At 44.6% G+C, this 15,158-nt stretch carries 11 protein-coding genes; 5 read left to right on the plus strand and 6 right to left on the minus strand.

Translation table 11 applies throughout. The features are described 5' to 3' along the window. Positions 1-9 precede the first annotated feature (9 nt). Both SCB77_RS00815 and SCB77_RS00820 read right to left on the minus strand, forming a co-directional pair. Positions 10-3,609: a response regulator gene (locus tag SCB77_RS00815; protein ID WP_320184535.1), complete on the minus strand. Its 3,600-nt coding sequence runs from the start codon at positions 3,607-3,609 to the stop codon at positions 10-12. A gap of 4 nt (positions 3,610-3,613) precedes the next feature. After that, complete coding sequence (locus SCB77_RS00820) at positions 3,614-5,080, minus strand: ATP-binding response regulator (protein WP_320184536.1); 1,467 nt, start codon at positions 5,078-5,080, stop codon at positions 3,614-3,616. Positions 5,081-5,697: 617 nt separating this feature from the next. On the opposite strand from SCB77_RS00820, the gene SCB77_RS00825 reads away from it, so the two are divergent. Continuing rightward, a complete protein-coding gene (locus SCB77_RS00825) occupies positions 5,698-6,147 on the plus strand; it encodes a nuclear transport factor 2 family protein (protein ID WP_320184537.1) in 450 nt (149 codons plus the stop codon). Between the two features lie 48 nt (positions 6,148-6,195). Here the strand turns inward: SCB77_RS00825 and SCB77_RS00830 are convergent, their stop codons facing one another. Both SCB77_RS00830 and SCB77_RS00835 read right to left on the minus strand, forming a co-directional pair. After that, positions 6,196-7,173: a Gfo/Idh/MocA family protein gene (locus SCB77_RS00830; protein WP_320184538.1), complete on the minus strand. Its 978-nt coding sequence runs from the start codon at positions 7,171-7,173 to the stop codon at positions 6,196-6,198. 137 nt (positions 7,174-7,310) lie between these two features. Next, positions 7,311-7,739: a cold-shock protein gene (locus SCB77_RS00835; protein WP_320184539.1), complete on the minus strand. Its 429-nt coding sequence runs from the start codon at positions 7,737-7,739 to the stop codon at positions 7,311-7,313. Positions 7,740-7,982: 243 nt separating this feature from the next. On the opposite strand from SCB77_RS00835, the gene SCB77_RS00840 reads away from it, so the two are divergent. Next, positions 7,983-8,396 carry a putative signal transducing protein gene (locus SCB77_RS00840; RefSeq protein ID WP_320184540.1) on the plus strand — a complete coding sequence of 138 codons (414 nt, stop codon included), beginning with the start codon at positions 7,983-7,985 and terminating at the stop codon, positions 8,394-8,396. 30 nt (positions 8,397-8,426) lie between these two features. Here the strand turns inward: SCB77_RS00840 and SCB77_RS00845 are convergent, their stop codons facing one another. Together SCB77_RS00845 and SCB77_RS00850 are read right to left on the minus strand one after the other, a co-directional pair. Beyond that, complete coding sequence (locus tag SCB77_RS00845; RefSeq protein WP_320184541.1) at positions 8,427-9,710, minus strand: Gfo/Idh/MocA family protein; 1,284 nt, start codon at positions 9,708-9,710, stop codon at positions 8,427-8,429. 33 nt (positions 9,711-9,743) lie between these two features. After that, positions 9,744-10,961, minus strand: coding sequence for a Gfo/Idh/MocA family protein (locus tag SCB77_RS00850; protein WP_320184542.1), 1,218 nt, complete (start codon positions 10,959-10,961; stop codon positions 9,744-9,746). 144 nt (positions 10,962-11,105) lie between these two features. Here SCB77_RS00850 and SCB77_RS00855 point away from each other — a divergent pair, with 144 nt between their 5' ends. The 3 genes from SCB77_RS00855 to SCB77_RS00865 all read left to right on the plus strand — a co-directional run bounded on the left by SCB77_RS00855 (position 11,106) and on the right by SCB77_RS00865 (position 15,100). Continuing rightward, positions 11,106-11,666, plus strand: a complete 561-nt coding sequence (locus tag SCB77_RS00855) for a helix-turn-helix domain-containing protein (protein WP_320184543.1) — start codon at positions 11,106-11,108, stop codon at positions 11,664-11,666. Positions 11,667-11,785: 119 nt separating this feature from the next. Further along, positions 11,786-12,445, plus strand: coding sequence for a class I SAM-dependent methyltransferase (locus SCB77_RS00860; protein ID WP_320184544.1), 660 nt, complete (start codon positions 11,786-11,788; stop codon positions 12,443-12,445). 12 nt (positions 12,446-12,457) lie between these two features. Continuing rightward, positions 12,458-15,100: a heavy metal translocating P-type ATPase gene (locus SCB77_RS00865; protein WP_320184545.1), complete on the plus strand. Its 2,643-nt coding sequence runs from the start codon at positions 12,458-12,460 to the stop codon at positions 15,098-15,100. Positions 15,101-15,158 lie beyond the last annotated feature (58 nt).

The raw sequence follows: 15,158 nt of genomic DNA on the forward strand, positions 1-15,158 counted from the left end.
TAGCTTCCATTAGTTTTCATATAACCAAACTCTTAACAAAGAAAGCAGCTGATCAATATCTACGGGCTTAGAAATGTAATCCGATGCACCTGCCAAAATACAGCGTTCCCTATCTCCGGTCATTGCCTTCGCGGTTACGGCCATAATCGGCAACCGCGCATACTGTGGCTGTGCCCGAATAAGCTTGATTGTTTCATAGCCATCCATCTCAGGCATCATCATATCCATAAGGACAATTGAAACGTCCGGATTGTTTTGTAATTGTGTGAGTGCTTCTTTTCCATCAATAGCCGATACAATACGCATTTGATATTTCTCCAAAGCCTTGGTCAAGGAGAAAATATTACGCACATCATCATCTGCAATAAGTACTGTCTTGCCATTCAAAACTTCATTCAGCGAGCCCAGCTTGCTGCCCGCCTTTTTTACCGAATCTGTTTTTCGTTCCTCAACAAGGTGCAAAAATAAACCCACCTCGTCCAAAATCCGTTGGTAAGAATGGGCTGTTTTAATAACAATGGAATCAGCGTACTGCTTAATACGAACTTCCTCCGCTTGGGAAAGGTTTTTTCCGGTAAAGATGATGATCGGCAAATTCTCCAATCCCTCATTTTTCTTGATCGCTTCCAACGTTTCGTACCCCGATTTATCGGGCACACCCATATCCAAGATGACACAGTTGACCTCATCGGATGCTAGCGCCCTAACGCTATCTTCAACATTATTTTTGATTTCAGAAACAATATCAAAACTACCCAAGAAATAAGAAAGCGCCATGGCATGTTTTGGATTTTCCTCGACAATAAGCACTTTCTTAGGGTGCACGCTCAATGCATGTTCGATACGTTTAAACATATCGCCGATTCTCTCTAATGCTATAGGCTTATTGATAAAATCGATGGCCCCCTTTAGTAGGCTTTCTTTCTTGACCTGCATCGATGACATGATGTGTACAGGAATATGACGTGTTGCGACATTTCCCTTGATCTCATCCATCACCTGCCAACCATCTTTAACCGGCAATTGGATATCCAACAAAATCGCGAGCGGCTTGTAGGTCAATGCCGCCTCAGCCGCTAAATCACCGCGCACCACCACAATACCCTTATAATTTTGTTGACGCGTATACTTCAGAAGTGCCTTTGCAAAATTGGTATCATCCTCAACAATCAAGATAACAGGATCTCCGGGCTGTATGTTATGACGGTCATCGTCCACCTCATCAGGAATGTTCTCCGTCGTGTAACTCGTTTCTTGGTCAGCGATCAACGTCTTTACTTCGTTAACATCCGAGCTGATAATTTCAATTAACTCATCCGTCACTGGTTTTACAGCTTTCGTTGCTCTTTCTTTCGGCACAAGAAGCGTAAATGTACTACCCTCATTTTCCTTACTGGCGAGCCTTATTTCGCCCCCCAATAAACGGGCTATCTCGCGACTGATAGACAAACCTAGACCGGTACCACCAAATTTCCGTCTGGTAGAGCCGTCAGCCTGCTGAAAGGCTTCAAAAATAACCAGTTGCTTATCATAGGCGATTCCTATTCCAGTATCCACCACCGAAAACGCAATAAAACGACTATCATGCTCGTACTGCTCAATAATAAGTTCAACACGTCCCTTGTTCGTGAACTTGATCGCATTGGCAAGCAGATTACGTAAAACCTGATCCAATCTAAGCCTATCCGTTTCTAAGGTCTGTTCAAGCTCCGCCGATAGATGAATACCAAAATCTAAAGACTTTTCTTGCACCAACGGTGTAAATAAATTATGGAGATCTCGAACTACATCCGACAGGTTTACAGCCGTATATTCTAATTCCATTTTTCCGGATTCGATCTTCGAAAGGTCCAAAATCTCATCAATAAGACTCAGTAAACTAGTACCTGAGCTCTGAATAACTAGTGCCGATTCTATCTGTTCCTCATTCAGGTTTTCTTCGGTATTCTCCGACATAAGGCGCGACAAAAGTAAAATCGAATTGAGCGGCGTGCGCAATTCGTGCGACATATTAGCCAAAAACTCCGACTTGTACTTGGTACTCAAGGCCAGTTCTTCTGCCTTTTGCTGAATTTCCAAATTACGCTCAGCGATCAACTGGTTCTTCTCTTCTAGTAATTTAGACCGCTCTTCGAGCTCTTGATTAGACTGTAGCAATTCCTCCTGCTGCACCTTCAGTTCTTCTTCCGAAGCCTGCAATTTTTGTGTTTGTGCCTCCAACTCTGTATTGAGGTTCTCGAGTTCGCCATGTTGTGTTTGCAATTCTTCTGCTTGAGCCTGTGTCTCTTCTAAAAGCGTCTGCACTTGCCTGCGACTTTTCGCTGCAGCAAGTGCTCGAGCTACATTAGTTGTTGCTTCTTTAAAGAAGGCCAGTGTGAAGCCATCAATCGCCTGCAAGGCGCCTAACTCCACCACGCCAATGCAATTACCCTCCAACAATATTGGTAAGAGCACAAGCTGATTGATCTGCATAGCGCCACTGGCGAAACTGACCACAAAACCACCATTAGATCCAATATCCTTGACTACTTTCTCTTTCGCGTCCAAGAATACCTGACCAACCATTCCTTCCCCCGGAGCATAAATGTCTTTCATCGTATCTTCCAAGCCGTAGGCCGCCTGCAAATGCAAAGCTTCGCCTTCGAAAAGGTAAAATGCCCCGTTCAGACACTCGCCATAGTCGACCAAATGCTGCAGCACATCTTTTGCAATGAGCTGCTCACTCTTATTGCCCATCAATTTGTCGTTCAATAACGCCAAGCCTTCCTGTCTCCATTCGTTGTCATTCAACTCGTCAAACGATTGCTTCAGTGCATCGGTCATATCATTCAATGATACCGCCAAGCTACCCAAATCGTCTTGCTCATTATCTTCAATGCGTGTCGAGTAGTCCCCATGAGCAATTTGATAAGCCACGCGCTGTATTAAGCTCAATCGTTTGGAAATCTCTTCATCCTTCTTTTTCAGCGCATGTTGTAGCTCTTCCCTTTTCTTAAAATCGTCTCGAATCCGCAAATAAAAAATAACCGTGATCAAGAGTGATAGAAGCGCAGCGATAATGATGAACACGGCTGTATACGAAGACGAGCTATCCAAAGTTTTGCGTCTACCATCCAATAACGACTCTTCATGCTGTATAAATCTAGAAATAACCACCCTACAGCTATCCATGTAAAGTTTCCCTTCTTCCAGCTGGCTAATAGTGATTGGCTCTCCGCGTCGTCTACCTGCCACAAGATTGGCTAAAATTGCTGTGCGTGATTCAATGACAGTCTTCAAGGTATCAAGCCGCTTAACCTGCAAGGGGTTATCCGCAGTGAGTCTCGAAGCCCTAGCTAGCGATTTAGGCAGCGATGCCAAGCTTAAATTATAAGGTTCTAGAAAGGCATCCCTCCCTGTGAGGTGAAAACCACGTTGTCCGGTTTCTGCATTCTGCAGATCGCTTAAAATACTATTTGCCGCAGCGATGGCCCTTCGTGTATGGTCTACTTTCTCCCGATTACTGATTTGATCCTGAATACTGATGTACGAAGCAGCAGAGCTGGCTATCAGTATAACGAGCGAAATACCGAACCCAACTTGAAGGTTTCGCAGGAATTTTCTTGGCATATTGTTAATTTAGTGGTATGGTAAAATAAAAAGTGGAGCCCTTTCCCAATTCACTTTCGAGACCAAAAGTGCCCTGATGCTGGCGAATAATTTCCGAACAAATGTAAAGTCCAATACCTAAGCCCTGAAATTTCACCGAAGATTCCTCCACGCGGTAAAATTTATTAAAGATGTCCTGCTGCTTATGTACGGGAATGCCTATGCCAAAATCCTTCACTTCCACCTTCACCGTGTGGGAATCACGCACCGTATTGACGATAACCTGCTCACTATTGGGCGAATACTTAATGGCATTCGTTAAATAATTGATCAACACCTGCTCAATACGAATCTCATCACCCAATACACCAACATCCAAAGAGTCTCCCGTGCGAATAATATCTGGAAGTTTCTCATGGGTATGGCAAATCGTGTCGATAGCATTGACCAGTAGATCCTCGAAGTTAAATGGACGCATGTTCATTTTAAGCTTTCCATTGTCGATTTTAGAAATATCTAATAAGTCTGCTATTAAGCTATTTAGCTTAGCCACCTGCACCTGTACTTTATCAATATATTTATTTGCAGGGTGTTCTTCGTCAATGGTTACCGTGCGTCCTAAGAGCTGCGTATAGGCCTTGATACTTGTCAACGGCGTTTTCAACTCGTGGCTAGCGATACTCAAAAATTCATCCTTCTTTTTCTCTACCTGCTTCCGATCTTCAATATCGGTGAATGTTCCTACCCAACGAGAGCTATGGCCCTGTTCCTTTATGGGGATAATACGCAACAAATGGGAACGAAAACTGTCAGCGCTGATCTCTTTGATCCGAACTTCCATCTCTAATGGCGTACTTTTCACCATCGAAGCAGCCCATTCCTCTTCTATAGCCGGATCTCCAGCAGCCGTGTCGGGAAACAGAGTTGCCGAATTAGAATATCGAAACCACTTATTGTTGACAAAATCTATCTTGCCATCGCTATTTGCTGTGAAGGCTATCTGTGGCAGGGATTCCAAAATAAGATGAAGGTAATCGACCCGTTCCTTTAACGCTTCCTGCGCTTGTTTGCGACTTTCGATTTCACTACGAAGTATACGTTGCGTCTCGTTTAGGGCTAAAGTTTGCTCATATAGCCTGTAAAAGGTCTTCACTTTCAATATCAGGATATCCGGGTCGACGGGTTTGGTGACATAGTCAATTCCACCGGATGCATATCCCCGTGTGATAAACTTTTTATCGGTGTTAACGGCTGATAAAAAAATAATTGGAATATCCCTTGTTTTGCTGAAGCCTGACAATGTTTCGGCAACTTCAAATCCATCAATACCGGGCATCTGTACGTCTAAAATAATTAACGCATAATCATTGCGAAGCACCTTCTTCAAAGCCTCTTCGCCCGACAAGGCAGTATCCACCGAAAAATCCTTCGACTCTAAAAGCTTTTTTAGCGAAAATATATTTTCAGGTTTGTCATCGACTATCAGAATCATCTATACCATATTGAATGTAAAGTACGAAGCCATGGTCATTCCGCAAAACGTTTAAATAACCAAGCGCATACCGCTATAACAAAAGTTTAGCCCTTTTATAAGTTAATAGTTGTCCCAAAACGAAATGTTTCGGCACGCCCTCTATCATCAAAAATCAATCCAATTTAGGGCGCGTTTTTGTTCTATAAATATACATCTTTCCAAACGTAAATGCAGGTTATCCTCCCGTAAAATATATTGCAGACCTTCCATTGTAAAACAGGGAGTCCCATGACACCTGAAAATGAACAGCTTTCGTATAAGAACTACTGCAACCATCGTAAATCCTGCGGCTGCTTCTTGGCATGATGCTGTTGTCAAAAACCGTATATTGGGACCCGCGTGATAAAAACAACAGGTATCAAAACAAAAAACAAGTATTTATACATATGTTATCGCGTATTTTTATCGGAAACATTTTTTCACGGCCATAGGCACATCCCGCCAATTTGAGTAAAAAACAAGTCAATTCCTGATCTATTTATCGTCACCAATGAGCGTATGATCTATTTCTTAAAAAAAGAGTTGTAACAATCCCAAGCTGTTCCTATATTGGTGTGAACAAATTTATAATCCTGATGACTTTTAGCAAAACCCTAACATCATTCCTTGCTGTTCTGGCTTGTTTCGCCTGTTTTCCTAAGGCAAACGCACAAGTACAATCCAAACAACAGGTAGAAACAGCCGTTGAAACGCTTAAACAAGCTATGCTCAAACCTGACGCATCAATTTTGAACAAACTCAGCGCCGACGAATTAACGTACGGCCATTCGAGTGGAAAGATTGAAAGTAAAAAACAATTTGTCGAAACCCTAGTTTCGGGCGCCTCTGTATTCAAAGAAATCAATCTAAAAGACCAGACGATACAGACCGTAGGCAATACAGCTGTTGTGCGTCATATATTAGAAGCAAAAACCGATGACCCGGGAAAAGGGCCAGCGGATGTCAAAATAGGCATTGTGCTAACTTGGGTTAAGGTCAAGGGACAGTGGCAGTTGCTAGCACGTCAAGCATTTAAAGTATCTTAAGGTAAGATGCGCATTTCGCAAAGTACTATGGAAATGCGCATTTTTCCATTAGCCCATTAGTATAGCTTCGATAATTTTTGTTGCACGCAACGCCGTTTCTCCTGTCGAGGGGCAATCGCCCTGTCCGCGCAGTTCATCCACAATAGCGCTTATCAAACCTTGCTGTATATGTAAGGGCCTTTCATAGTCAAATAACGTTTTTCCACTTTCAGTAAGCAATTCTATAGGCTTGAAATCAAAGGTTCCGCATGTCAGCTGACCTTCGGTACCGACAATAACAATCTCATCTTGTGCACTTCCTGCCGTAGTGGAAAAACACCAAACCGCATTACCCAAGACACCATTACGATGTTTCCATACCGCGGTAACCGTATCAGCAACATCGTAATTACCCGCCAAATTGACCGCACGTCCTTGAACATCGTCAATGGGCGAAATTAAGTAGTCAAGTATATCCATGCTGTGGGGTGCTAAATCGACAAAATATCCCTCTCCGCCTACCTTTTTATCGATCCGCCAGGTATGTTTCGCCGGATCTAAGTCGGTCGATAAGGGCGCTTTCATCAGGCGCACCGACACCGCTAAAATCTTTCCTATACTGCCTTGCTCCAGCAGCTGCTTCACCTTCTGAAAGTAAGGAAGGCTCCGTCTGTAAAATGCCACAAAAAGTCGACGTCCCGTTCGATTTGCAACTTCAATCATCTCCTCCGCCTCCCTTACCGAGAGCGCCATAGGCTTTTCCACATAAACATCCTTTCCCGCCTCCATCGCGCGTATTGCAAACTCCTTATGGGTGTCTGGCGGTGTGGCCACATAGACAATCGAAATTTCAGGATCCTCCAACATGTCTTCCCATGCACGGTATACCTTCTCGACCTTGTGTCGCTGCGCGTAATCCACGGCTTTCTCATATGTTCTAGATGTAACGGCGACTAAAGAAGAGTGCGCTACCTTATACAAGGCCGGTCCGCTTTTTACTTCTGTGACGTCGCCCACACCGATCATTCCCCAATTTACTTTTTCCATGTTATCTGCTTAAACGTGTTTAGTAGCTATCGACCTACTCGATATACTTTAAAAATAGGGATTATCAGGTATAATTAACGAAAAAAGGCGGAACATAATAAACTTATGACCGCCTTTTTTTATGAAATATTAAACAATTACGCCTCTACCAATACCTCGGATATCTGGTTTCCTTGCTTTGTACGAACCGACTTATATTTTACTTTTTGGTTTAACTGTAAAACTTTACCAGCTAAATTATCGTTGAAATACACGGTTTGGCTCGTTAAGTTGTCGCGAATAAAACCATAATGCCCTTGCTCATTGTAGTACGAAACCTTACCATGTTGATATTCATCAACGTCTACCGGTCGGTGAAGATCTTCTTCTTTGAATTCGTACTTCTTTTCTGGAGGGGTATTGGATATATTCCCGAACTCATCCACGTAGGCAAACATATCTTCCAATGATTTACCCTTGTCATTGTCCATTTTGTGCATTTCTCTCTTTTCGAGCTTATGCTGTCTCTTAAGCTGTTGCTTTTTTACGCGTTCCTTTTTGTTAAATGTAATCTGGCTTTTTCCCATTCAGTGATTTTAAAATAAATAGATAATTATGTCTCGCAAGACACCTTAGTTTTCCATGCTATCGTAAGCAAAGAAGATAGTGAAGTGAGGTATACCGCAAATATACAAAATTTCGAGCAGTTTTGCAAGTTATGCAACGGCAGGCAACGTTAAGCATGAATTATGCTAACGAAAAATAAGGATAATATTATAAATCTCATGATTTATATGTACATTCAAACATTACTTCTATTTCAAATCCAAATGGTTACAATAAAAACAGTCAACAACCCCGTTGACGCCCATCTGCTTAAAGTAAAATTGGAAAGTGAAGGGATCCGCTGTGAACTTCGATACATAGCATCCGGTGAAGACCAAGACGCATCGTCTACGGCTATCCAATTGCATGTCTTATCGGGAGACATCGAACAGGCCAACAATTTAATCGACGAGTCGAGTTCCTTGCGTTTCGATGAAACGCATTCTATTTGCCCGCAGTGTAATACCGCCAACAGTTTATCGACGAAAGATACCAACAAGCATCTGCGCTTGTTTATTGAATCCCTCTTTACCTTATCAACCATGAACTATCAGAAAACGGAACCGAAAAGCGGATCCATAGGATGCACCTGCAAACATTGTGGCCTAAATTACGCTCCCAATAAATTAGAAAAGTAACTTAGGCCACAGCATATTCCCCAGAACAAGCTACACTACGGGCAATTTAAAGCCATTATGGTAGTTTGCCTGTAAGTATTTATTGGCTTCTTTATCGCTAAACTGACGTTTATCGCGATCCCAAAACAATTTTTTTCCTGTTCGATAGGCGATATTCCCCATTTGCGAGAAAATCGCAATATGCGCCCCCGCCTCAATAGGTGCATGTAGATGTTTCTTATCCTTACGCTGTATGGCTTCAACAAAATTCAACATATGCTTATCCAAACCGTTGTCTACCGATTTCTGAAAGGTAACAGCATCCATACGCCCCTTTTCGGGGATCACCTCCCAGCCTTCACGGTTCAGCACAAGTGTGCCGTTATTACCAATAAAAGCCACACCGTGATTCTTGTTATAGGGACCTAAGTCAATACCATTGGCATGCTCCCATTGAATATTAAAACCCTCAAATTCAAAAACAGTGGTTAAGGTGTCTGGAGTTTGTGCCGCATCGTCTGGATAGGCGAATTTACCGCCGGCCGCCATAATCGACTTAGGGTCTGACACCTTCATCCCCATTAGGGCATAGTCCAACATGTGTACACCCCAGTCGGTCATCAGCCCACCCGCATAATCCCAAAACCAGCGAAATTCGAAATGAAACCTATTCGGGTTAAAGGGACGCTTTGCCGCAGGGCCCAACCATTTGTCGTAGTGAACGCCTGTTGGAACTGCCTCATCGGCTTTCACAGGAATGCTTTTCATCCATCCTTGGTAGGCCCAGGCCTTCACCAAGCGAATCTTGCCCAGTTTACCACTATGTACATAAGCAATAGCATCCTTAAAATGTTGTTGGCTACGTTGCCACTGTCCCACCTGAACCATCTTATCACTTTTCGCCGCCGCAGCCTGCATAATTTCGCACTCACGTATTGAGTTACCAATAGGCTTTTCAACATAAACATGTTTTCCTGCCTGCACAGCATCTACCATTTGCAAACAATGCCAATGATCGGGCGTGCCGATGATCACAGCATCCACCAGATCGGATTGCAACAGGCTTTTGTAGTCGATAAATCGCTTAACCTCAATCTTTCTTTCTGCAAGCTCCTTGATCCGCTTATCCAAAATACGTTCGTCCACATCACAAAGCGCTGTACACTGTACGCCTTTTTGTTTAAGTATGGCATTCAGGTTTGACCACCCCATGCCATTCACGCCAATCAGTCCTACACGAAGTGGAGCGTCGGCACGCGTAAATGCATGCGATTTTAGGAAAACACTGGATGCAGCTAGCAGCGTAGCCTGTTTAATAAAATCTTTTCTTTTCATATGTCAGGTTTAAGAACAATTCCGATTTAAGATCTAGGTTTTAGGAAATTTATAACCATTATGGTAGCGAGCAGCAAGGTATTCGTTGGCCGGCTTTTCCGAAAAGCGTCCTTTCTTTGCATTCCAAGTCAGCTTTTGTCCTGTTCGATAGGCAATATTCCCCATATGCGACAGTTTGGCGATATGGGCAGCTTCTTCAACCGGTGCTTTTATAATTTCCGGTGCACGACGGCGTACAGCGTCTATAAAATTGACCATGTGCAGCTCCAACCCGGCATCCTGCCTTTTTTGTAAAGGTACCGGCTCCATGCGATCATTCTCGGCAATTACTTCCCAACCGCCTCTATCCAAAACCAGCGTCCCTTTATTGCCAATGAAAGCGATTCCATGCTCGCGTCCGTAAGGACCATTGCTGATACTCGTCGCATGTTCCCAAATAATATTGAAGCCGTCAAACTCGTATACGGTCGTTAGCGTATCTGGTGTGTCGCCTGCATCTTCGGGATAAGCAAATTTTCCGCCTGTCGCCATAATGGATTTCGGCGTGGAAGCTTTCATGCCCAACAACGCGTAATCCAAAAGATGTACGCCCCAATCTGTCATCAACCCGCCAGCATAATCCCAGTACCAGCGAAAGTCGTAGTGAAAACGGTTTGGGTTAAACGGATGTCTTTGGGCCGGCCCCTCCCAACTTAAGTAGTCGACGCCTGCCGGCACGGGCGCATCGGTTTTTTCTGGAACACGTTGCTTCCAGCCTAGATAGGCCCAAGCTTTTACAGTCCTTATTTTACCAAGCTTACCACTATGCACAAAAGCTACGGCATCTTGGAAATGGCGTTGGCTACGCTGCCATTGCCCTACTTGAACAATTCGATCTGATGCCTGCTTGGCTTTAATCAGGGCGTCGCACTCCACGATGGAATTGGCCAACGGTTTCTCGACATACACATCTTTTCCCGCCTCCATAGCGGCAATCGCTTGCAGGCAATGCCAATGATCCGGCGTAGCGATGATCACCACGTCCACTTCTGGATCTGCCAGCATTGCATTAAAATCTTTATAGTGTTTCGGAACAACGCCGATCTCGCTTAGCTGCTTGCCTCGCTGCGCCAGCACAGCGTCATCAATGTCGCAAATGGCCGTGCAGCGAACGCCTTCGACCTTTAGTATGGCTTCCAAATTATGCCAGCCCATCCCCTTTATTCCAATAACGCCGACACGGACTTCGGAAGAAAAATTATTAAACTCCATTATATCGATGGTTTACGGATTAGTCTAGCCCAAGATAGCTATTTTTTTGACATCAAAAAGTAAAGCTAAAGTCAATATCGGGATTGTTACGTGTCGACTGTTTGCTTTTTTTCGTAGTTTTATCCGCATCCATTCCAAAGAGCTATGAAACTTTTCATCAAAAATATGGTTTGCGATCGCTGTAAAATGGCGGTACGATCCGAACTTACCCATGTTGGCCTTAGCCCCGTAAGGGTGGAGCTTGGTGAAATCGAAATTGAAGAAACCGAAACCGATGGAAAAATCGACGCCTTAGAACAACGGCTGCGGGATTTGGGATTTGAGTTATTGCTCGATCCAAAAGCTCGCCTTGTCGAACAGATAAAAGCAGCTATTATCCTGCTAGTGCGCCGTGACACAGCAGATGCGCCACCCAACATCTCAACCTATCTTGCTGACTATCTAAACAAGGACTATGCTAGCCTTAGTAATACGTTTAGCCAAATAAAACATACGACTATCGAAAAATACCTAATTCTGCAAAAGGTAGAACGTGTCAAAGAATTGTTGACCTATGGTGAATTCAACATCAATGAAATTGCCTACCAACTACACTACAGCAGTGTGGCACACCTCAGCAACCAGTTTAAAAAAATTACTGGGCTCAGCCCCAGTGCTTATAAAAAGTCTGCCAAAAACTTCAGAAGGCAATTGGATATGCTCTAAGCTTATTCCCCCTTATCCCACGCTCCCCTATAATTTTGCAAATCATTGCTGAAATTGTATAACATAATCCTGCACAAAAATGCGGTACTTTGAGAAACATAATCGCAATTAGGATATATATGGCAAGTACAGAGGAATTAAAGCAGCTAGCGGCACAATTGGCTCATCCTAGGGGCAATATCGGAAAAGATATTTCCCGCATGATGGAGCAGACCAATAGCAATATGACAAAACAAGCGATCCAATCCCTATCCCTTCAAGCAGGACAGCAGGTGCTAGAGCTGGGGCATGGCAACGCCGGGCATGTATCAGCCCTATTCCAAGAGCGTCCAAGCTTGCTCTACTTCGGGCTTGACGTGTCTGAGACCATGCAACAAGAAGCCATGCGCAACAACAAAGAGGCTGTAGAAAAAAAATCGGCCAGTTTCCAGATTTATGACGGAAAAAATATACCATTCCAAGAGCCAATATTCGACTCCATTTTCTTGGTTAACACTATTTATTTTGTCCAAGATCCAGCATCCCTTATACATGATCTTGCGTTGATACTTCGACCTGCCGGTAAATTAGCCATCACATTTGCGGACCGAACGTTTATGGAAAGCCTGCCTTTTACAGCCTACGGCTTTACCTTGTATGAGGAAGCCGAACTTCGCAACTTGGCAGATAATAAACTGCTCGAATACTGCGATAGTCATCACGGCAAAGAGCAGGTTACAAGCAAAGCTGGCGATCAAGTAGAACGACAGTTTACAACCTTGCTGTGGACAAGAAAATAAAAACGAAACAACATGAACAAGCAATACAAAATATGGGGAATGACCTGCAGTGGCTGCCAAGCTAGCGTGCAGCGCAAGCTTAATGAGCTGGAAGGCGTACAGGCCAACGTAACGTTGGAAACGGGCTTAGTCGACATACAAAGCGAAAAAAAGTATACCCTAGCAGAACTGCAGGAGCAACTCGCTCCATTAGCGCACTATGAAATCCATGAAGTTGATGCCGAGGTAGAACAGGTGCCCGTCGCAATCGCTGACTCCGCCAGCAGCACCTACGTATGCCCGATGTATTGCGAAGGCGAAGAAAAAACCTACAGCGAAAAAGGACGTTGTCCAGTGTGCAATATGCACCTTGTGCCCATCGAGTCGTTGGTAGGTAACGATGCACATCAGCATCGCAAGAACACGCCACAACCGTCGGCATCCAACGCGGGAAAATACTATTGCCCGATGATGTGCGAAGGCGACAAGGTCTATGATACATTCGGCTCCTGCCCCGTATGTGGTATGAACCTAGAAAAAATTCCGGAATTGACCCTACAGGTGGTCTATAGCTGTCCGATGCACCCTGAAGTACAACAAGACCATCCCGGCAATTGCCCTATCTGTGGGATGGACCTCCTTGCCAATCAGACTCCGGAAAGTGGCGACCCTGTTTATCAGGATCTACGCAAAAAACTTTGGATCAGTGTGGCATTTACCTTGCCCGTTTTCCTGCTCGCCATGGGCGATATGTTGCCAGGAGCGCCAGTCAGTCGATTGATAGCCCCGCAGACCAACGGTTGGATACAATTGCTATTGACCCTTCCCGTTGTATTTTATACCTGCCGGATGTTTTTTGAACGGGCATGGACCTCCTTTCGATCTTGGAAACTGAATATGTTCAGTTTGATTGGTCTGGGCGCTGGCGCAGCATTTCTTTACAGTCTACTGGCGCTATTTTTCCCAGCTGTGCTTCCGCAGGAGCATACTGCACATCACGGCGTACCGCTTTACTTCGAATCGGTGTGCGTGATTTTAACACTTGTTCTATTGGGGCAATTGATGGAAGCTAAAGCGCATGCAAAAACCAGTAGCGCTATCAAAGAGCTCATAAAACTATCGCCGCACGAAGCGATCCGTATCGAGGGAGCTGAAGAAAAACGCATTGCGGTGTCCGCCATCCGTGTGGGTGATTTGTTGCGTGTTCGTCCTGGCGACAAGGTGCCAATAGATGGCGAAATTACCGAAGGTGGAAGTAGCGTTGACGAATCTATGATCAGTGGAGAACCACTTCCTATCGAGAAATATGTAGGCGATACGGTCATTGGGGGCACCTTGAATGGCAATCACAGTTTTATCATGAAGGCCAAGCACATCGGTAGCAACACCATGTTGGCACAGATTATCCAGCTGGTAAATGATGCCAGTCGTAGCCAAGCCCCCATTCAAAAACGCAGCGACAAAATATCAAGCATTTTCGTCCCTATTGTTATTGGCGCGGCCATACTTACTTTTGCACTTTGGTTTTTTGCAGGTCATGAAGACCGATTTGCCTTTGCTTTCACAAATATGATTGCCGTACTCATTGTCGCTTGCCCCTGTGCATTGGGCCTCGCTACCCCAATGTCGGTCATGGTGGGCATCGGGAAAGGTGCAAAAAACGGAATTTTAATCAAGAATGCAGCTTCGTTCGAGCGATTACAACAGGTGGACACCTTGGTTGTCGATAAAACCGGTACCCTCACCGAAGGCAAACCGCAGGTATCTTATGTACATACGTTCGATACCGCCAAGTTTAAGGAAGCGGATGTGTTGCAGATCGCCGCATCTGTCAACAAAAGTAGCTCCCATCCGCTGGCAAATGCGATGTTACAACAGGCGAAGGCAAAGTCTTTGCAGCTCTTGGATGTCATCCAATTTGAAAATATCGCGGGCAAGGGTGTGTCTGGCAAGATATTCCACATGCAGGTACTACTGGGGAACAGGAAGCTACTCCGTGATCATCATATCGCACTGTCACAGACTATAGAACAAGAAATCGCACAGGCCGAGCAACAGGGGCACAGTGTTTCGCTACTCGCGATAGACCAACAGTGCGTCGGTATGCTTGCTGTAAGTGATGAAGTCAAAGCAAGTAGCCGTGACGCTATCGCCGCCCTGCAGCAACTCGGTATCAGTGTACATATGTTTACCGGCGATAATGAACAAAGCGCTCAGCTTGTAGCACAAAAAACAGGCATCAAACAGGTACATTCGTCCATGTTACCTGCCGATAAATTGGACGAAGTAAAGGTACTCCAACAGCAGCACAAGGTCGTCGCGATGGCAGGCGATGGCATCAATGATGCGCCAGCACTAACACAGGCAGATATAGGAATCGCTATGGGAACAGGAACCGATATCGCCATACATAGTGCGGAAATAACCTTGGTGAAAGGAGATCTCAGCGGTGTCAGCAAAGCGATAAAACTAAGCCACCAGATGATACAGAACGTCAAACAAAACCTAGCATTTGCATTTTTGTACAATGTAATTGGAATTCCCGTAGCTGCAGGCATTCTCTACCCGGCATTCGGCATCTTAATGTCGCCAATGCTTGCAGCGGCAGCTATGAGTTTAAGCTCCGTATCCGTGATCCTGAATGCTTGGAGACTAAATCGCAGCACGCTGGATTAGGAGGCTATCCTTTTCAATAAAAAAAACGGACATTGTATGCTTACAATGTCCGTTTTCT

Origin of the sequence: Sphingobacterium bambusae, from assembly GCF_033955345.1 — a bacterium.
In the GTDB taxonomy this organism is placed as follows: Bacteria; Bacteroidota; Bacteroidia; order Sphingobacteriales; family Sphingobacteriaceae; genus Sphingobacterium; species Sphingobacterium bambusae.